The sequence below is a fragment of the Fictibacillus sp. b24 genome (genome assembly GCF_030348825.1).
Taxonomy (GTDB): domain Bacteria; phylum Bacillota; class Bacilli; order Bacillales; family Fictibacillaceae; genus Fictibacillus.
Genome location: NZ_JAUCES010000005.1, coordinates 3,495,454 through 3,512,342, shown reverse-complemented (window position 1 = coordinate 3,512,342; position 16,889 = coordinate 3,495,454). Strand labels below are relative to the sequence as shown.

Annotated in this window: 20 protein-coding genes; 18 read left to right on the top strand and 2 right to left on the bottom strand. The window is 39.2% G+C overall.

All coding sequences use genetic code 11. The features are described 5' to 3' along the window. Window positions 1-207: 207 nt before the first annotated feature. From QUF49_RS18480 to QUF49_RS18420, 13 genes are all read left to right on the top strand, one after another. Window positions 208-1,056 (top strand): hypothetical protein, encoded by an 849-nt coding sequence (locus QUF49_RS18480; RefSeq protein WP_289497150.1) that lies wholly within the window; start codon window positions 208-210, stop codon window positions 1,054-1,056. A gap of 34 nt (window positions 1,057-1,090) precedes the next feature. Continuing rightward, complete coding sequence (locus QUF49_RS18475) at window positions 1,091-2,761, top strand: hypothetical protein (protein ID WP_289497149.1); 1,671 nt, start codon at window positions 1,091-1,093, stop codon at window positions 2,759-2,761. A 256-nt stretch (window positions 2,762-3,017) separates the two neighbouring features. Further along, a complete protein-coding gene (locus QUF49_RS18470) occupies window positions 3,018-3,485 on the top strand; it encodes a redoxin domain-containing protein (RefSeq protein ID WP_289497148.1) in 468 nt (155 codons plus the stop codon). Further along, window positions 3,467-3,661 carry a hypothetical protein gene (locus tag QUF49_RS18465; protein WP_289497147.1) on the top strand — a complete coding sequence of 65 codons (195 nt, stop codon included), beginning with the start codon at window positions 3,467-3,469 and terminating at the stop codon, window positions 3,659-3,661. The genes QUF49_RS18470 and QUF49_RS18465 overlap by 19 nt, the downstream gene beginning before the upstream one ends. A gap of 129 nt (window positions 3,662-3,790) precedes the next feature. Then, the gene (locus QUF49_RS18460) at window positions 3,791-4,846 is read left to right on the top strand and encodes an SDR family oxidoreductase (RefSeq protein WP_289497145.1); all 1,056 of its coding nucleotides are present in this window, start codon (window positions 3,791-3,793) and stop codon (window positions 4,844-4,846) included. 347 nt (window positions 4,847-5,193) lie between these two features. Continuing rightward, a complete protein-coding gene (gene rsgA / locus QUF49_RS18455) occupies window positions 5,194-6,255 on the top strand; it encodes a ribosome small subunit-dependent GTPase A (RefSeq protein ID WP_289497143.1) in 1,062 nt (353 codons plus the stop codon). A 227-nt stretch (window positions 6,256-6,482) separates the two neighbouring features. Continuing rightward, complete coding sequence (locus QUF49_RS18450) at window positions 6,483-6,893, top strand: secondary thiamine-phosphate synthase enzyme YjbQ (protein WP_289497141.1); 411 nt, start codon at window positions 6,483-6,485, stop codon at window positions 6,891-6,893. Between the two features lie 148 nt (window positions 6,894-7,041). Further along, complete coding sequence (locus QUF49_RS18445) at window positions 7,042-7,230, top strand: hypothetical protein (RefSeq protein ID WP_289497140.1); 189 nt, start codon at window positions 7,042-7,044, stop codon at window positions 7,228-7,230. Window positions 7,231-7,365: 135 nt separating this feature from the next. Continuing rightward, a complete protein-coding gene (locus QUF49_RS18440) occupies window positions 7,366-8,562 on the top strand; it encodes a branched-chain amino acid ABC transporter substrate-binding protein (RefSeq protein WP_289497139.1) in 1,197 nt (398 codons plus the stop codon). A gap of 93 nt (window positions 8,563-8,655) precedes the next feature. Beyond that, window positions 8,656-9,642, top strand: a complete 987-nt coding sequence (locus QUF49_RS18435; protein ID WP_289497138.1) for a branched-chain amino acid ABC transporter permease — start codon at window positions 8,656-8,658, stop codon at window positions 9,640-9,642. A 10-nt stretch (window positions 9,643-9,652) separates the two neighbouring features. After that, window positions 9,653-10,942, top strand: a complete 1,290-nt coding sequence (locus QUF49_RS18430) for a branched-chain amino acid ABC transporter permease (RefSeq protein ID WP_289497137.1) — start codon at window positions 9,653-9,655, stop codon at window positions 10,940-10,942. 15 nt (window positions 10,943-10,957) lie between these two features. Then, the gene (locus QUF49_RS18425) at window positions 10,958-11,734 is read left to right on the top strand and encodes an ABC transporter ATP-binding protein (RefSeq protein ID WP_289497136.1); all 777 of its coding nucleotides are present in this window, start codon (window positions 10,958-10,960) and stop codon (window positions 11,732-11,734) included. 11 nt (window positions 11,735-11,745) lie between these two features. Then, a complete protein-coding gene (locus tag QUF49_RS18420; protein WP_289497135.1) occupies window positions 11,746-12,453 on the top strand; it encodes an ABC transporter ATP-binding protein in 708 nt (235 codons plus the stop codon). On the opposite strand, the gene QUF49_RS18415 is transcribed toward QUF49_RS18420, so the two are convergent. Then, a complete protein-coding gene (locus QUF49_RS18415) occupies window positions 12,416-12,607 on the bottom strand; it encodes a hypothetical protein (RefSeq protein WP_289497134.1) in 192 nt (63 codons plus the stop codon). The two genes, QUF49_RS18420 and QUF49_RS18415, sit on opposite strands and share 38 nt — an antisense overlap. Window positions 12,608-12,902: 295 nt before the next feature. On the opposite strand from QUF49_RS18415, the gene QUF49_RS18410 reads away from it, so the two are divergent. Together QUF49_RS18410 and QUF49_RS18405 are read left to right on the top strand one after the other, a co-directional pair. After that, window positions 12,903-13,373 (top strand): low molecular weight protein-tyrosine-phosphatase, encoded by a 471-nt coding sequence (locus QUF49_RS18410; protein ID WP_289497133.1) that lies wholly within the window; start codon window positions 12,903-12,905, stop codon window positions 13,371-13,373. A gap of 13 nt (window positions 13,374-13,386) precedes the next feature. Then, window positions 13,387-13,812: a GNAT family N-acetyltransferase gene (locus QUF49_RS18405; protein WP_289497131.1), complete on the top strand. Its 426-nt coding sequence runs from the start codon at window positions 13,387-13,389 to the stop codon at window positions 13,810-13,812. A 90-nt stretch (window positions 13,813-13,902) separates the two neighbouring features. Here QUF49_RS18405 and QUF49_RS18400 read toward each other — a convergent pair whose 3' ends face one another. Then, entirely contained in the window at window positions 13,903-14,157 is a 255-nt protein-coding gene (locus QUF49_RS18400) for a GlsB/YeaQ/YmgE family stress response membrane protein (RefSeq protein WP_289497129.1), read from the bottom strand. Between the two features lie 184 nt (window positions 14,158-14,341). Between QUF49_RS18400 and QUF49_RS18395 the strand changes: the two genes are divergently transcribed. From QUF49_RS18395 to QUF49_RS18385, 3 genes are all read left to right on the top strand, one after another. Continuing rightward, entirely contained in the window at window positions 14,342-15,190 is an 849-nt protein-coding gene (locus QUF49_RS18395) for a YihY/virulence factor BrkB family protein (RefSeq protein WP_289497128.1), read from the top strand. 469 nt (window positions 15,191-15,659) lie between these two features. Continuing rightward, window positions 15,660-16,256: a DedA family protein gene (locus tag QUF49_RS18390; protein WP_289497126.1), complete on the top strand. Its 597-nt coding sequence runs from the start codon at window positions 15,660-15,662 to the stop codon at window positions 16,254-16,256. Window positions 16,257-16,377: 121 nt separating this feature from the next. Next, the gene (locus tag QUF49_RS18385) at window positions 16,378-16,824 is read left to right on the top strand and encodes a VanZ family protein (RefSeq protein ID WP_289497124.1); all 447 of its coding nucleotides are present in this window, start codon (window positions 16,378-16,380) and stop codon (window positions 16,822-16,824) included. Window positions 16,825-16,889 lie beyond the last annotated feature (65 nt).

The window sequence follows — 16,889 nt, the reverse complement described above, 5'->3', positions numbered from 1 at the left end:
GAAATCTTAGTTGCTCTTGGCAGTGGTTGTTTTTTGTAATAGAATGCTCGCTTTCCAAGGATGTGCAAAACATTTTTAAGACAAAGTTCCTCTTGCTTTTAATTGAAATATTGGCTTGATTAGGAAGGATTAACTATTTTGGACAAAGACCGACAAATATTTCATGAAATGGATGTAATATATAGATGAAAGAAGGGAGGTGAATTTATGCGAATACCAAACCTCATTATGCAGAGTTTGATCGCGGGTGCCGTCCTTTTTATACCTGCAGAAGTTTTTGCTGAAAAGGAAACTACAGCGAAACAGAATCCAGCTGCTGAACAAAATGCTCAATCAGCTGTCCAACCAGAAAAAGCAAAAGAACAAACTTCAGAACGAACGGCAAAACAACCAGAGAAGAAATCGAAAACACAGCCTTCTGACGTAAATAGTAAGAAAGCTGATGTGAATAGACCTGACTCTAAAGGTTCTGAAAGAAGTTCCGAAGTTAGGCAAGCAAATCCAGCTGGTGTTTCAAAACAGAAAACTGTTCAGCATACAAAGAACTCAAGCGGGATAAAAAAATCAGTTCCTCAAAGACAATCTGAAAAGAATGTTCCAATAAAGCAGCCTCAAATTAAAAAGGCTGAAACAACAAAAGTCATACATAGAAAATCACCTTTAATCAAAAAAGAATTGTCTAAAGAAACAGTTAAGGAACAAAGTAAGAATGGCGTTTTAAAGAATGAGAAAGTTAAACAGAAAAAGGCTGTGTCTAAACTTCCTCAGAATCTGCCATTTAAACCAGTTCCAAAACATCAAGACTCTAAGGCGATTCCTGCGACCTCAGGACAAGGATCGTCCCATTCATCCACTAACACGGATGGCGGGACAGGGACAGCGTCTTTAGCTAATGTAAAAGCTAATTTAGTTCTGCCGTTGATCTTTGCTGAAAGTGAAAAGGTTTCTGTGTATTTTAACAGAATGGACCTCTTGAGAAGTCAATGGGTGAACGCACCGCCATCGAAACCACCGGAAAAAAGCTCTTTAATTTTTCAAAAAGATTGTGTGATGTAAAACAACTATCTGAAAATTTAAGGAGCGAATTATAATGAAAAAAGTCAACCGTACATTTGTAAAATCTTTAGTATTTGCTGGAACATTAACTCTTGCAGCTGTTGTAGGAACTGGTGCTGCTGAAGCGGCTGGTCATAAATCTGAGAAAGCAATTGCTGTTCAGAACGCAAAAGCATCTCAAGGGAATGTACAAGCTAAAGATGAGAACTTTGCAAAACCTGCTAAGGTAACAGTAAAGGTTCAAAAGCCAGCTAAAGCTGAAAAACCAGTTAAAACTGTAAAAAAGGCTAAACCAGTAAAAGCTGAAAAGCCTGTACAAGACAAGAGTCATTCTCAAGCAGCTGAACATGCAAGTGAAACTGCAAAGAAAAACGCTGCTCCAAACTCAGCTGTTCATGCTGTACCTACTAAAACAGAAGAGCCAGTTGTAACAGAACCTGTAACTGAAGAGCCAACAGAAGAAGTTGTAGTGCCTGTTGAGGAAGAAGTAATTGAAATTGAAATTCCTGAAACAGATACTGAAGAAGGTAAAACAGAAGATACAGTGACTGAAGAAGAGGATGCTACTCGCAACGAAGATTCTGATGTTGACTCTGACGAAAAAGTTATTAAAGAAGATGATGAAGACGAAGACTCAGAAGATAAAGCTGTTCAAGAGGAAAATGAAGATAATCCAGTTAAAAAAGAAGATCAACCAGATGTAATTGCTGACGAAGATGCAGTGAAAGAGGATGACGATTCTGACGAAGAAGATTCTGAAGATGTTGAAGAAGTAAAAGAAAACAAATCTCTTCAAAACAAAATGAACTCTAATGCATTTGAGCGTTCAAGTGAAAACGCAAAATTGCATGCTGCACCAAACGCTGCTGTACATGCTGAGACAACAGAGGAAGTACCAGCAGAAGAAGAAACAACTGAAGAAGCTCCAGCAACTGAAGAGACTGTGACTGAGGAAGAAGGAACGGAAGAAGCTCCGGCAACTGAAGAGACAACGACTGAGGAAGAAGTAACGGAGGAAGCTCCAGCAACTGAAGAGACTACGACTGAAGAAGAAGTAACTGAGGAAACAACGACTGAAGAAGAACCAGAAGTAAAAGAAAACAAATCTATTCAAAACAAAATCAATTCTAATGCATTCGAGCGTTCAAGTGATAACGCAAAATTGCATGCTGCACCAAAAGCTGCTGTACATGCTGAGGCAACAGAAGAAGTAACTGAAGAAGCTCCGGCAACTGAAGAGACAACGACTGAGGAAGAAGTAACTGAAGAAGCTCCGGCAACTGAAGAGACAACGACTGAGGAAGAAGTAACGGAAGAAGCTCCGGCAACTGAAGAGACTACGACTGAAGAAGAAGTAACGGAAGAAGCACCAGCAACTGAAGAGACTGCGACTGAAGAAGAAGTAACTGAGGAAGCACCAGCAACTGAAGAGACTACGACTGAAGAAGAAGTAACTGAGGAAGCACCAGCAACCGAAGAAACAACAACTGAGGAAGAAGTTTCTGCACTTTTGAACAAGATTCGTTCATTAGCATCTGAGCACGCTTCTGAAAATGCAAAGCTTCATGCAGCAATCAACGCGGCAATTTTAGCAGTTGAAGATGTTATAGAAGAAAATGCTCCTGAAGTGGTTGAAATTCCAGCTACTGAAGAAGATACAACTGAAGAAACAGTTAAAATTGTATTAGAAACGGAAACAAAATAGTAAAAATGAGGTCAGGGATTCGCGGTCCCTGGCTTTTTTGTACTGAAATTTTCTTTTATAAGTCTTCAGAAAATTTTATAAGTCCTCAAAATTTTTTATAAGCCCTCAAAAAAATTTATAGGTCTTGAAGTTGAATTTATAAGTCTACCGCTTTAATTCAGCTTTCTAGCCAACATCATGCAGTTACTAAATATTCCAACGTTTTCTTTTATGTAATCGGGGAAGTATATTCTTATGATGCAAGGAGGTGGGTTGATTGTTAAAAAAGGGTGACCGTGCACCAGAATTCACATTGCCATCCACATTGAAAAAAGATATTTCGTTATCAGACTTTAAAGGGAAGAAAAATGTCCTTGTGGCTTTTTATCCCTTGGACTTCACACCTGGCTGAATAAAGGAAATAACCTCTTGGAAAGAGGATTACCAACGTTTTAAAGATGCCAATACAGAAGTGCTAGCGATCAGTGTTGATCATATTTATTCACATAATGTTTTTGCTGCAGCACTTGGAACCCTTCCGTACCCACTTTTAGCAGACTGGCATAAGAAAGTTACAAAACAGTTTGATGTATTAAACGAAGAAAATGGTACTGCCATTCGATCCTGCTTTGTTATTGACCAGAATGGAGTTGTTCAATTCTGCAACTACACATTCGATGCCAATGAAACACTTCAATATGAAGAAGTATTTAAAGCTTGTGAAACATGTGGAAAGGAAGAGTAGCTATGGACCGCGAACGAAAAAATAGCAAACCATATGAAGATCCAACTGCTCATGCAGAACAGGAGATCAATGCCTATTTTTATGATGAAAATCAAGAAACGGATGGACATCCTACTGATTACATGAATAGTGAGATGCCAGCTGTTAATATAGCAAAACCAGATGACGAAAAATAAGGCTGCTTGAATAGCAGCTTTATTTTTTTGCTATATCCTGCATATCTCATGAAACCGGCAACATAGCAGTGATGTTGTGTTACTATATAGAAGAAGTATGCTGATATAGGAATAGGAAGGAACGGCTTAATGAATATTTTTCTTACCGGAGCAACTGGTTTTTTAGGTGGTCGCTTAATTCAAAACTTGGCACGTGAAGGTCATACTCTTTATGTGTTGGCGCGAAACTTACAAAAAGCTGAACAGCTTCTTTTGAAGACGGCTGATTTGAACGGCGATATTCATATTATTCAAGGGGACATTACACTCCCTCATTTAGGTATGACTCAAGATACAGAACAAGAGCTTGTTGGTAAAATTGATGCTTTTTATCATATGGCTGCTCTTGTGAAGTTTGATTTAGATCTTAAAGATGAACTTTTTCAAATAAATTATACAGGTACACGCCATGCACTCCATGCAGCAAAGAAAATGGGCGTTTCCCAATTTTATTATGTAAGTACAGCTTATACACTTGGAAAGGACGAGTATGCAAAAGAAGAATTGCATGACTTGGGCAACAACTTTAACAACCCGTACGAAGAGAGTAAATGTAAAGCAGAACACCTATGTATGGAGTATAAAGACTGCTTTAATGTAACGATTTTAAGACCAGCAATCATTATCGGGGACTCAGAGACAGGGGAAGCAGATTCCAAATTCACGTTGTACGGTTTGCTTAGAAGTCTTGAAGTATTTAAAAAGAGATTTCAGCGTAAAGGTATGGGCGACCGTGTGTTTCACTTGCTTTGTGAAAAAGGTAGTACACAAAATCTTGTACCGGTTGATTATGTGGCAGATGTTTTGTCAGGTGTCTTGAAAAAAGGCAGGGAAAATAACATATACCATATTACAAACAGCAATCCGCCATTAAGTGCTGATGTTTTTCAGATCATGAGAGACAAAGCAGGTCTCGAACTCTTTAAACTTGCTCCGTATGATTATGAACCATTCTTGAACGAAGAGGAAAAGCTGTTAAACAGTGTCATAGATGTATATAAAAATTATCTGAATCGAAACATTACATTTGATGACGCAAACACGCAGGAATTACTAAAAGAGATAGAAGCTAAACCCTTAAATATGGATATGGCCATGATTAAACGAATCATTACCGGATACAAAGGAGATTCTGTTTCAAAATAAAAAATATGCATCTATTTACAAATTATGCATATACTGCTATAGTTGAGAAGTAAAGTAATTCTAATGAAACCCAAGGAGGGATGTATGATGAGACAACTTAATGGATTGACGTCAGAGAGTGTATTTCATGTACAGCCTATTGGGACAATGAAGAAACGCAAATAGTTTTTTGCGTTCTTAAATCTTCGTTTAAATTTGTCATCTAACCATGGGCTGTACATACAGTGCCATGGTTTTTTATATGAAGAAGGGGTATTTGTGAACCCATCTTTCTGTAAAGAACCTAAGTAGATAGGTTCTTTTTCTTTTATAAAAAAATTGACAACATTTATTCGGAGGGTATTACATTGAATTTAAAATCACTAGGTTGGAATCAAACATTTGAAGAATCATTTAAAGCATATGAAGATCATAATCTTGTTCCAGGTAGAATTAGTGTGGAACATAAAGGGCTGTACACCGTTCTTACCGAACACGGTGAAATGCTAGGAGAAATTACTGGGAAAATCCGTTTCAACGCCACAGGAAGACATGACTTCCCAGCGGTTGGAGACTGGGTTGCAGTTCAGGCCAATCCGCAAGAAGGGAAAGCATATGTACACGGAATCCTGCCGCGAAAGAGCAAGTTTTCTCGAAAAGCAGCTGGACTCACCACAGATGAGCAGATTGTAGCGACTAATGTAGATACTGTTTTCTTAGTAAATGCACTAAACCAAGACTTTAACCTGCGCAGACTCGAACGCTATCTATTGATGGCTTGGGAAAGCGGTGCAACTCCTGTTATCGTACTGAGTAAAGCGGATATTTGTGATGACATACAGAAATATATAGATGAAGTAGAAACGATTGCTTTTGGTGTTCCGACATTTGCGGTAAGTGCGGAAACAGGAGCAGGATTAGATGCTCTTTCTTCCTATATCACGGAAGGAGAAACAGTTGCCCTCTTAGGTTCTTCTGGTGTTGGTAAATCAACGCTTGCGAACAAACTATTTGGATCAGAGGTATTAAAAACAAATGTTATTCGCGAAGAAGATGGCAAAGGGAAGCATACAACGACTCACCGCGAACTGCTCGTACTTGATAGCGGAGGGATTTTAATTGATACGCCGGGAATGAGAGAACTGCAGCTGTGGGAAGGCGATAACAGCTTAAGTCATAGCTTTCAGGACGTTGAAGGATTTGCAGAACAATGCCGTTTCCGTGATTGTACTCATCAAAATGAACCGGGATGCAGAGTGCAGGAAGCGATTGAAACGGGTGAGCTTAGCGAAGACCGCTATAACAGTTATGTGAAATTACAACGTGAGTTAGCATACTTTGCGCGAAAAGAAGATCAAAAGTTAGCGCTTGCTGAACGGGCGAAGTGGAAAAAAATCGCAGGTGACCGTACGCGTGTTCACCGGAAATAGAAGGTATTGAAAAGGAATGACTCCACTAGTGGGTCATTCCTCTTTTTTTGCTTCAAAAATATGTTTCTGTACACTTGAAAAGAACAAAACGCAATTTTGAAAATCTGATTCGAACATTTAAAATTATTAAATGAAACATATTCACGTTAGCACCCATATATCAATAGATTTATAATTTTAAAAAGGATTTTCATACCGAGCTATCAAATAAAGAAGATAGAGGAGGGATGAAATTGTCTCAAGTTTTTACGATCCAAACGCATCAAAGAGATGAAATGTATGAAATTACGAGTACACTGCAGGCCTATCTTGAAGAGCAGCGGGTGAACGATGGTGTTATGTACATATATTGTCCGCATACAACAGCAGGGATTACAATCAATGAAAATGCAGATCCCGATGTTGTGTCAGATATGCTCATGCGACTGGACGAAGTGTATCCGTGGGAACATCCAAAGTATCGTCATGCAGAAGGAAATTCAGCTTCTCATTTAAAGGCAAGTACAGTTGGTTCATCGCAAGTTGTATTCATCCAGAACGGCAAGCTTCTCTTAGGAACGTGGCAAGGTGTTTACTTTTGTGAGTTCGACGGACCTCGTAAACGAAAGTATCATGTGAAAATTCTTGTAAATAAATAAACTTGCTCAAGATTCACTGAACATCTCAGTGGATCTTTTTTAAGCGCTCTTTTCTAAAAGATTGTTGTTTTCAAATGTTGTTTTCAATGATTAATGATTGAAGTGCAAGGCGCGAGACTCCTCGAAAATTAAACTTCAAATTTTCTTCGTGCGATGTGTCGCTGCCGAAGCCTTCCTTGTCCTGCGGGACAGGCGGGCAGGTGAGACACTTAAGAGTGAAACGTTAAGAATGTGGCTTACCGCCTGCACCAAGGAAAGCGAGCAGCCTGGAACGGAAATCATTCACATCCTTCCTACTTTAGTTGTAGACCTATCAAACAACAAAGAAATATGTTGAATATTAGGGAAAACTTTTAAATTTAATATAAATAATCTATTTTTTCTAAAATTTAGTTGTCTATTCTCTCATATTCATGTACTATTTTTTTAAATAGTAGCAATAATCAAAATATTTATACAAGGGGGATTTTAGGTGGGGATTAAGAGAGGGTTAAAAGTATTAGCAGCTTCTGCATTATCACTAGGACTTTTGGCAGGCTGTAATGCTTCTGGAGGATCAGAAGGCGGCAGTGGGGGAGGAAGCGGAAAAGTAATTAAAATCGCAACGCAAACTCCTTTATCTGGTGGAAGTGCAACACTTGGTGAATCTATTAAGCTAGGCGCACAACTTGCATTGGAAGAGAATAAGAAGAAGTTTGAAGACTTAGGGTACAAGCTTCAGCTTCAGCCGTATGATGATCAAGCAGACCCTAAAAAAGGTGTTGCCAACGCACAGCTTATCGGATCAGATAAATCAATCCTTGGAGTAGTTGGACACTTGAATTCAGGCGTATCCATCCCGTCATCTGAAGTTTATGAAAAGTATAAAGTGCCGATGGTTTCTCCAGCGAATACCGCAACGGAGGTAACAGATCGTGGTCTTAAAACCGTAAACCGTATCGTAGCACGTGATGATTTCCAAGGTCCTGCAGGTGCAGACTTTGCGATTAATAAATTAGGAGCTAAAAAAATCTTCGTTATCCAGGACAAAACAGCTTATGGAACAGGACTTGCAGATGCGTTCAAAAAGGCAGCTGAAGATGCTGGAGCTGAAATACTTGGTTACGAAGGAATCACTGTTGGTGAAAAAGACTTTAATGGTGTACTTACACAAGTATTGTCAAAGAAACCTGACTTAGTATTCTTTGGCGGACTGTACACGGAAGGCGGTCAGTTGATCCGACAAGCTCGTGACAAAGGAATTGATATTCCATTCATGGGCGGAGACGGAATGGATTCTTCCACGCTTGTTGAAATCGCAGGCGACGCTGTACAAAACGTATACTACACATCTGTTGCAGCTGACGCTAGCAAATCTTCAGATGGCCAAGCATTCTCTTCTAAATACAAAGAGAAGTTCAACAAGAACGTAGAATCCTACTCAGCTTACGGCTATGATTCTATGAGCGTTCTCTTAAAAGGTTTAGAGGCAGCGATCGAAGGAAGTGACGGAGATCTTCCATCCCGTGAGAAGGTTGCAGAAGAAGTTCGTAAGATTCAAGACTTCCAAGGTGTTGTTACAAAAGTCGGCTTTGATGATATCGGTGACAACAAGTTCGCAAAAGTTTACATCTACAAATTCAGTGAAGCTAAATATCCAGGAGTTCAAGAAGGCGAAATCAGTAAGTAAACCTATGTTTACAAGAGAGGGAATGACCCTAAAGGCCATATCCCTCTTCTTTTTTACACATATACTCCCTAGTTGTGAAAGAGAGGAATATTTATGTTAGCTGAAATTTTACAAAGTCTGCCTCAAGTACTTGTAGACGGAATAGCTCTAGGTGCCATTTACGCTGTAATTGCTCTTGGTTATACGATGGTTTATGGAATATTAGAACTTATCAATTTTGCACACGGTGAGATTTTTATGACAGGTGCTTTTATAGGGGTAGCTATGCTTATCCTGATGACAGGAATGGGCTGGTTGGCCGCTATGCCTGCCATTCTCGCCTTAATCCTCGTGCTTGTTGTTACATCGATTCTCACTGGTTTCATGGGTGTTGGCATTGAGCGGATGGCGTACAGGCCACTTAGAAATTCGCCTAAACTTATTACGCTGATCTCAGCAATCGGTGTTTCGTTTTTGCTGCAGGATCTCGTACGTTTCATTACAGAATACAAAAGAGGAAACTATATTTTAACAGGGCCCTCCATGTTCAATGAGAAATTTTCTATTAAATTTTCTAGTATCTCGTCATCCTTCAGTGATGCATTCTTTAAAACATCAACATTAATCCTGATCATTGCTGTTGTCATTATGATGATTGGATTAGACTTTTTCGTTAATAAAACGAAATGGGGCATGGCGATGCGGGCAGTAGCTCAAGATCGTGAAACGGCATCTCTCATGTCTATTAATGTGAACAAAGTCATTTCTCTTACCTTTTTTATCGGTTCAGCATTAGGCGGAGCGACAGGCGTTCTGTTTGCTGTTCAGTACGGAACCATCGACCCGTATATCGGCTTTATATTAGGATTAAAAGCATTTACGGCCGCTGTACTCGGAGGGATTGGAAATATTCGTGGTGCTATGGCTGGCGGACTTATGTTAGGTATTTTAGAAATGTTTGCAGCAGCAAATCTGCAGATATTAACAGGCGGCATCTTTGGGGCTGAGTATAAAGATGTATTTGCATTTGCAATCTTAATTATCGTATTGATTTTTAAACCAGAAGGACTGTTTGGCAAAGCAGTTACTGAGAAAGTGTAGGTGAAGAGCCATGCAAAAGCTGACAAGTAAATTAAAAGGCAACAAGCTGGCACAAATTATTCTGCTCGTCCTTTATGTATTGGTAACTTCGTTGAGCCTGTATCTTGCTCAAGCCTCAGTTACAGCTTTTCTTTTGCTTCTATTCTCATTATTGATTCTGTACTATACAGAATTGCCAGACCGCCTAAAATGGCTGATCGCCGGGATTGTACTGATTGGAGTCATTCCCTTTGTTTCTAGTACAGGACCAGGCTATCAATCTTACATGGAAGTTGCTACAGTAGTTGGAATTTATGTGGCGATGGCCTTGGGACTTAACATTGTAGTCGGATTAGCAGGTTTGTTGGATCTCGGATTCGTCGCTTTCTTTGCGATTGGAGCTTATACGTATGGGATTTTCGCAACAGGACAAGCTGCTAACTTTATGCCTTTCGGAACGTTTCCTTTATCAGGTGAAAGCTTTTGGATCTTTATATTAATAGGATGTTTTGTCGCTGCACTTTTCGGAGTCTTACTAGGAATACCTGTACTTCGTGTAAAAGGAGACTATCTGGCTATCGTTACGCTTGGTTTTGGAGAGATTATCAGAATCGTTTTCAACAACCTTGATAAGCCTGTAAATATTACAAACGGAGCAATGGGCTTAGCGTCTGTTAAACCGCCAGAAATATTCGGGTATCAGTTTGTTTATCCAAATCAATTCTACTATATCGTTCTTGCCATCTTGTTCTTCGTCATTTTGGCTGTTAGAAGATTTGAGTTTTCTAAAATCGGCCGTTCTTGGAAAGCGGTAAGAGAGAACGAAATTGCTGCCCAATCAGTGGGCATACATCTCGTGCGGACGAAGCTATTAGCATTTGCAATAGGGGCATCTTTTTCAGGAATGATGGGGGTTGTGTTTGCGGCGAAGCAGACGTTTGTTGACCCTACAAGCTTCACATTGCTAGAGTCCATCACCATCCTTGTAATGGTTATTTTAGGAGGAATGGGCAGTGTACCAGGTGTCATCCTAGGTGCGGCTGTAATTACGATACTCAATCTGCAGGTGCTTACTGAAGTAACAAATTATTTAAATCAATTGAGTCTGGATGGTGTTATCAGTTTCCCTGAGGCACTAGCTCCAGCCAAAATGCAGCGATTTATCTTTGGTGCGATTCTAATTATATTTGCTATCTATCGCCCTCAAGGATTAATCCCTGCTAAAAACCCTGTGTTTGATGAGGAATCACTTAAAGAGGGTTCGAAAAAGCATAGAAAAGAAAAGATCACGGTGGAACCTGACAAAGGTTTTCAGGCTTAAGGGGGCGATATAAACATGTCAATCTTAACGGTTAGCAATCTTACAAAACAATTTGGCGGTCTTGTCGCCGTAAATTCAGTGGATATGACAGTTGAAAAAGGCGCCATTACAGCAGTAATCGGTCCTAACGGGGCGGGTAAAACTACCTTTTTCAACTTGATAACAGGGGTTTATCAGCCTGATAAAGGGAATGTGCAACTCGGGTCAACTTCTTTGGTCGGATTAAAACCGCATGAGATTTCGAGACACGGAATTGCCCGGACCTTCCAAAACATTCGTCTTTTTTCAAATATTACAGTTTTAGAAAATGTGATGGTAGGTTTGCATAAGCAATTTAAAGCAGGAGTTGTCGGGACGTTATTCCAAACAAAAAAAGTTCGAGAAGAAGAGCAGCTGGCACAGGAAGAGGCTTACCATTGGCTTGAATATGTCGGTCTGGCTCAGCATTTAAATGAAGATGCTCAAAATTTATCTTATGGGGCACAGCGCAGGCTGGAAATTGCACGAGCGCTTGCTACAAAACCAAAGCTGCTTCTTCTAGATGAACCAGCAGCTGGAATGAACCCTAGAGAAACACGCGAACTAACAGAGTTTATTCACCGCATGAGGGAAGATCTAGATGTAACGATCGTATTAATCGAGCATGATATGAAACTTGTTATGGAGATCTCTGAACAAATCTTTGTATTAGATCACGGTGAAAAGATTGCTGAAGGAAAGCCTGCCGAAATCCGCAATAATGTAAAAGTGATTGAAGCTTATCTTGGAAAAAGTGCCGTAACACCAGCGTAAGGAGGAAAACGATGAGTATTCTGCAATTAAAAGATGTAAACACATTTTACGGTGGTATTCATGCGCTAAAGGGAATTAGCATCTCTGTTGAAAAAGGGGAAATCGTTACATTAATCGGGTCTAACGGTGCAGGGAAATCCACAACATTAAAAACAATCAGCGGTCAGGTTCTGCCAAAAACAGGTTCAGTGATCTATGAAGGAAAAGACATCTCTAAACAGCCTGCTCATATTACGGCTCAAACGGGAATTGCCCACGTTCCTGAAGGCAGAAGAATTTTTCCGAGGTTAACGGTAAAAGAAAATCTTGAGATGGGTGCTTTTATTGTAAAAGATAAGAAAGTCATTAAAGAACGAATGGAACAGGTCTTTGATTACTTTCCAAGATTAAAAGAGCGTTTAACTCAAAAGGGAGGAACAATGAGCGGTGGTGAGCAGCAGATGCTTGCGATGGGCAGGGCGCTCATGTCCAAGCCTCGTCTCTTGTTGCTAGATGAACCTTCAATGGGCTTAGCGCCTGTAATTGTGGAACAAATCTTTGATATTATCAGTGACTTAAATAAAGAAGGCATGACGATTCTTTTAGTGGAACAGAATGCGTTCCAGGCTTTGCAGATCGCTCATCGTGGATATGTTCTCCAAACTGGTGAAATCGTGATGGCAGGTCAAGGAAATGAACTCATTACAAATGAGTCTGTTCGAGAAGCTTATCTGGCTTAATTTCAAAAGGCTGTTTTCGTATTCTTTGTTGCTTTAGAAAGTAGTTGATTTCCGTTCCAGATGCTCGCTTTCCGCGGGGCAGGCGGTGAGCCACATTCGTACGTTTCACTCTTAAGTGTCTCACCTGCCCGCCTGTCCCGCAGGAGTCTCGCATCTTGCACTCCAATCAACTTGTCAGTGAAGTGAAAAAGCAGAGGGTTGAAAAGACTACATATAAAGCCCATAAAGCCCATACCAAAGTAAGCAGTGATTTCATTTAATCATAGGATGCTGACTATTCGAGTGAATTTTACCTTTATTAAAACAATGTATTAATACCAAAACTGCATAATTAAAGAACAAATAAAACCGGGTATGGTCAGGCCCGGTTTTCTTAATGTGTATATTGTCCCTTTATTATTGGATGAAATTGTTATACCTTTAAAGGTAAGACGAAAGGGGTATGATTGATGATTAAAGTACTCTTTGTTTGCTTGGGCAACATATGTCGCTCTCCGATGGCAGAAGCTGTTTTTCGAGATATTGTAAAAAGAGAAGGACTATCTGAATTCATTTCAATCGACTCTGCCGGAACAGGAAACTGGCATGTTGGTGAACCACCTCATGAAGGAACAAGGAACATTTTAAAAGAAAACCAGATCTCATATGAAGGTCAAACAGCTCGTCAGGTTAAAACAAATGATCTTACTCAATATGATTATATTATCGGTATGGACGCTGAAAACATTGGCAATATGCATAAGATGGCTGGCCAATCAAAGACAGGGATGATCGCTAGGCTCTTGGATTTTGTACCTGAAAATGAGTATGAAGATGTTCCAGATCCATATTTTACGGGTAACTTTCAAGAAGTTTATGACCTCGTAACAGCAGGTTGTGAAAGGTTATTAATCGAAATAAAAAATAGAGAGTCATTATAAAAGGAGAAATGAAATGGGAGAGATCAGGCAGTTATCACTAGAACACGAAGTGCGTGAGGCGTTTCCTGTAATGAGCCAGCTTCGAACACATCTTTCAGAGGACTTATTTTATGAGTTGTTTCTTCAAATGCAAAAAGAAGGCTATACGTTATTTGCAAATTTTAATGAAGGTAAGGTTGTTGCATTGGCTGGATTTGCGATTCTTACAAATCTCTATGATGGAAAACATGTTTATTTGTATGATCTCATTACAGATTCAGAAGAACGATCAAAAGGGTATGGAGAAGAACTGCTGGCATTTTTAGAGTCATACGCTCTTCAAAATAATTGCAACTGTGTTGCTTTAAGTTCTAATGTCAACCGCTTGGACGCTCATCGTTTTTATGAAGAAAAAATGCATTATGAGAAACCGAGTTATGTGTTTAAAAAGAGATTCTAAAATAATAAAAAAGCTGGTTCAGGAAGATCATATTATGATCAACTTGAACCAGCTTTTCTTTACGTAATGACTATGTGTTAGTGATTCTTATTATGCACGGCTACGCATGCTGCGCATGATAAAGCTTACGATAAGTACGACTACGATTGCACCGATAATAGCTGGAATAATCGCAAATCCTGCTACCATTGGTCCCCAATCTCCTAACAATAATCCACCTAACCATGCACCAACAAAACCTGCGATGATGTTACCGATGATTCCGCCTGGTACGTCACGTCCTGTTAAAAGACCTGCTAACCAACCGATGATTCCTCCAATTATAAGTGCCCATAATAAACTCATGTAAAATTCCTCCTTTTTTTTGTGTGTTGTAATATGGAATTATTCTTAAGTTACCCATTATAAAAAATTATAAACTTATCCTAAAAAAAGTTTTTATCACCCTTATGAAAGGGAATGATAAAGGGACTATACAAATACGTTAGGGGTGAGAAGAACATTGACATTATGGCACATACTTAAAAACATGAAAGCTAAATCGTTTGGAATCGAGTTCATGCATGGTTTCAAAAGAGGAGATGTAACAGGGCTTGCAGCACAGCTTGCTTATTATTTTCTGCTCTCCCTTTTTCCTTTTCTAATCTTCTTATTAACATTAGGTGCTTTCTTTATTGAACCTGCTGAAGCGCTTGATCTGCTTGAACATTTTGTACCAGCAGAAGCCATGGACTCTGTAAGGGAAAATTTACTTGCCGTATTAGAAGGAAGAAGCGGCGGCCTTTTATCGATTGGTATCTTAGCTACCATTTGGTCTGCGTCTAATGCCATTAACGCCGTCATTAAAACGCTTAATGAAGCATATGGGGTAGAAGAATGCCGAAGCTTTATTAAAACAAGACTGTTAGCTATCTTTTTAACTTTTGGAGTAATTTTTGCTTTTATTATTGCATTGGTTTTCCCGGTTTTCGGTAAGATGCTCGGCAATGCTACTTTTTCTTATTTAGGTTTAAGCGATGAATTTTTACAGATATGGGGAGTATTGAGATGGTTGATTAGTTTCCTCATTATTTCTACAGTTGTTTCTATTCTTTATTATCTTGCTCCATGCAAAAAACTGAAATATAGTGAAATTTGGTACGGTTCTCTTGTTGCAACTTTCTTATGGCAGATCGTATCATTCGGATTCGCTTTTTATGTTGATCATTTTGGTAATTATTCAGCTACTTATGGAAGTATCGGTGCCATTATTGTTTTAATGCTGTGGTTTTATTTGACGGGTATCGTCTTATTGTCTGGTGGTGTCCTTAATGCAACCTTTCACAAATATAAGATTGATTTTGCCAAGAAAAGGGGCTTGTTAAAGGCTGAATCCTAGGAAAAGCTAATAGTACCTTATCGTAAGGAGGTATTATTGATATGGGAAAAAGCAATAAACAGACCCACAACAATAAGAACAACAAAAATGACAGTCAGCATAAAACGAGCAAATCTTCGAACAAAAAGAATGACTTTCATTAATCTAAGCGATTAGTCAAAAAGCTGTCCTATAATGGGCGGCTTTTTTTACATAGATGCGCCAAAGAACACCTTCAGAACGGTGAATCCACTAGTTTAGACCTTAAATCCACGAGTTGTGCCCCCTGAATCCTAAAAGTTTTGCCTTTAATCCAGAAATTTTGGCCATATATCCACGAGTCTGAAATCCTCGACATGAGATTACGTCTTATCAAGATAAAAACAAAAAGCACAAGTTTTTGAACGGTTTTACGAAATGTTTATTGGGCATTGATACATGTGTTATAATGATTCTCGTTATGCTTGAATAGAAAGGGAGGGCGATAAGGATGGAAGAACTTATTCTCTCATTTATTGAGTTTTTAAAACAATTCTCGTATTTAGGACTAATTGTTGCACTTACATTTGAATTTGTCCCAGCAGAGCTTGTATTGCCGCTTGCAGGGTTTTGGGTATATGAAGGTGATATGAATTATTGGCTCGCCGTCCTGGCAGGAACGGTTGGTGGCACATTTGGCCCGCTCACGCTTTATGCTTTAGGCAGATATGGCGGCAGACCGTTTTTGATTAAATATGGTAAATATGTGTTTATTAAAGAAAAGGAAATTGATGCTGCAGACCGCTTTTTTGATAAATATGGTGCAGGGGTAGCCTTTTTTGGACGTTTTCTCCCAGGCGTCAGAACAACGGTCTCCGTTCCATGTGGCATGACTAAGATGAATGTATGGGTCTTTTCGATCTACACGTTTATTGCGATGTTTCCAATTACAGCGTTCTACATCTATCTTGGGAAACAGTTTGGACCTCAGTGGAAAGATGTTGGAGCAAAGGCAGAAGAATACATGCTGCCAGTAGCTGGAGTTATTGTTGTAGCCACCATTTTATTTTTTGTTGTAAAAAAGACACGTAAAAAAACGACAGCTTAAAATGTAGAAAATTACTGGAGAAAAGTTTGTGTCTTTTACCTGTATCTCCTTAAGAGCTTTGCGTGTTACACTAAAAAGGCACTTATGGGAATTTCTTTGAAAAAGGCAGGAGAAAGGCAGTATGAAAAAAGTCAGAGTGATATTTAGTATTTTAGGGGCACTTCTTTTTATCGTGTACTTTGCCGTTCTTATTAAGGCCACGCTTTTTTCGTTTAACGAATATGTGTATGGAAAATCAGCCAATCTTGTTTTATTCGATAGCATTAGGCTGATGTGGAGAAGCCACGATTATTGGCTTATTTTTAAGAACATCATCGGTAATGTAATACTGTTTTTGCCTTTTGGTCTGTTGCTGCCTTTAATATTCCGGGTGTTTAATTCATGGCGATTCATGTTTGTACTCGGTTTCGGTACGAGCTTTTTGATCGAAATACTGCAGTATGAGTATGCAAAACGCATCTTTGATATTGACGACATTCTTTTAAACGGAATAGGCGCAATGACAGGGCTATTTGTTTATAAGTTTTTAGCGTTATTGTTTCGTTTTATTGAACGAGCTTTCAAATAAAAATATTAGATCCAAAATAAAAACCGGGCATCTAGACTGACTTAGTCATTTGGGACAATAATAAA

What these genes read in the sequence shown, in the direction of transcription:
- QUF49_RS18480 (WP_289497150.1), top strand. Translation starts at nt 208, where the DNA reads ATGCGAATACCAAACCTCATTATGCAGAGTTTGATCGCGGGTGCCGTC.
- QUF49_RS18475 (WP_289497149.1), top strand. Translation starts at nt 1,091, where the DNA reads ATGAAAAAAGTCAACCGTACATTTGTAAAATCTTTAGTATTTGCTGGA.
- QUF49_RS18465 (WP_289497147.1), top strand. Translation starts at nt 3,467, where the DNA reads ATGTGGAAAGGAAGAGTAGCTATGGACCGCGAACGAAAAAATAGCAAA.
- QUF49_RS18460 (WP_289497145.1), top strand. Translation starts at nt 3,791, where the DNA reads ATGAATATTTTTCTTACCGGAGCAACTGGTTTTTTAGGTGGTCGCTTA.
- QUF49_RS18450 (WP_289497141.1), top strand. Translation starts at nt 6,483, where the DNA reads ATGAAATTGTCTCAAGTTTTTACGATCCAAACGCATCAAAGAGATGAA.
- QUF49_RS18435 (WP_289497138.1), top strand. Translation starts at nt 8,656, where the DNA reads ATGTTAGCTGAAATTTTACAAAGTCTGCCTCAAGTACTTGTAGACGGA.
- QUF49_RS18430 (WP_289497137.1), top strand. Translation starts at nt 9,653, where the DNA reads ATGCAAAAGCTGACAAGTAAATTAAAAGGCAACAAGCTGGCACAAATT.
- QUF49_RS18425 (WP_289497136.1), top strand. Translation starts at nt 10,958, where the DNA reads ATGTCAATCTTAACGGTTAGCAATCTTACAAAACAATTTGGCGGTCTT.
- QUF49_RS18420 (WP_289497135.1), top strand. Translation starts at nt 11,746, where the DNA reads ATGAGTATTCTGCAATTAAAAGATGTAAACACATTTTACGGTGGTATT.
- QUF49_RS18415 (WP_289497134.1), bottom strand. Translation starts at nt 12,607, where the DNA reads ATGCGAGACTCCTGCGGGACAGGCGGGCAGGTGAGACACTTAAGAGTG.
- QUF49_RS18410 (WP_289497133.1), top strand. Translation starts at nt 12,903, where the DNA reads ATGATTAAAGTACTCTTTGTTTGCTTGGGCAACATATGTCGCTCTCCG.
- QUF49_RS18405 (WP_289497131.1), top strand. Translation starts at nt 13,387, where the DNA reads ATGGGAGAGATCAGGCAGTTATCACTAGAACACGAAGTGCGTGAGGCG.
- QUF49_RS18400 (WP_289497129.1), bottom strand. Translation starts at nt 14,157, where the DNA reads ATGAGTTTATTATGGGCACTTATAATTGGAGGAATCATCGGTTGGTTA.
- QUF49_RS18395 (WP_289497128.1), top strand. Translation starts at nt 14,342, where the DNA reads ATGAAAGCTAAATCGTTTGGAATCGAGTTCATGCATGGTTTCAAAAGA.
- QUF49_RS18390 (WP_289497126.1), top strand. Translation starts at nt 15,660, where the DNA reads ATGGAAGAACTTATTCTCTCATTTATTGAGTTTTTAAAACAATTCTCG.
- QUF49_RS18385 (WP_289497124.1), top strand. Translation starts at nt 16,378, where the DNA reads ATGAAAAAAGTCAGAGTGATATTTAGTATTTTAGGGGCACTTCTTTTT.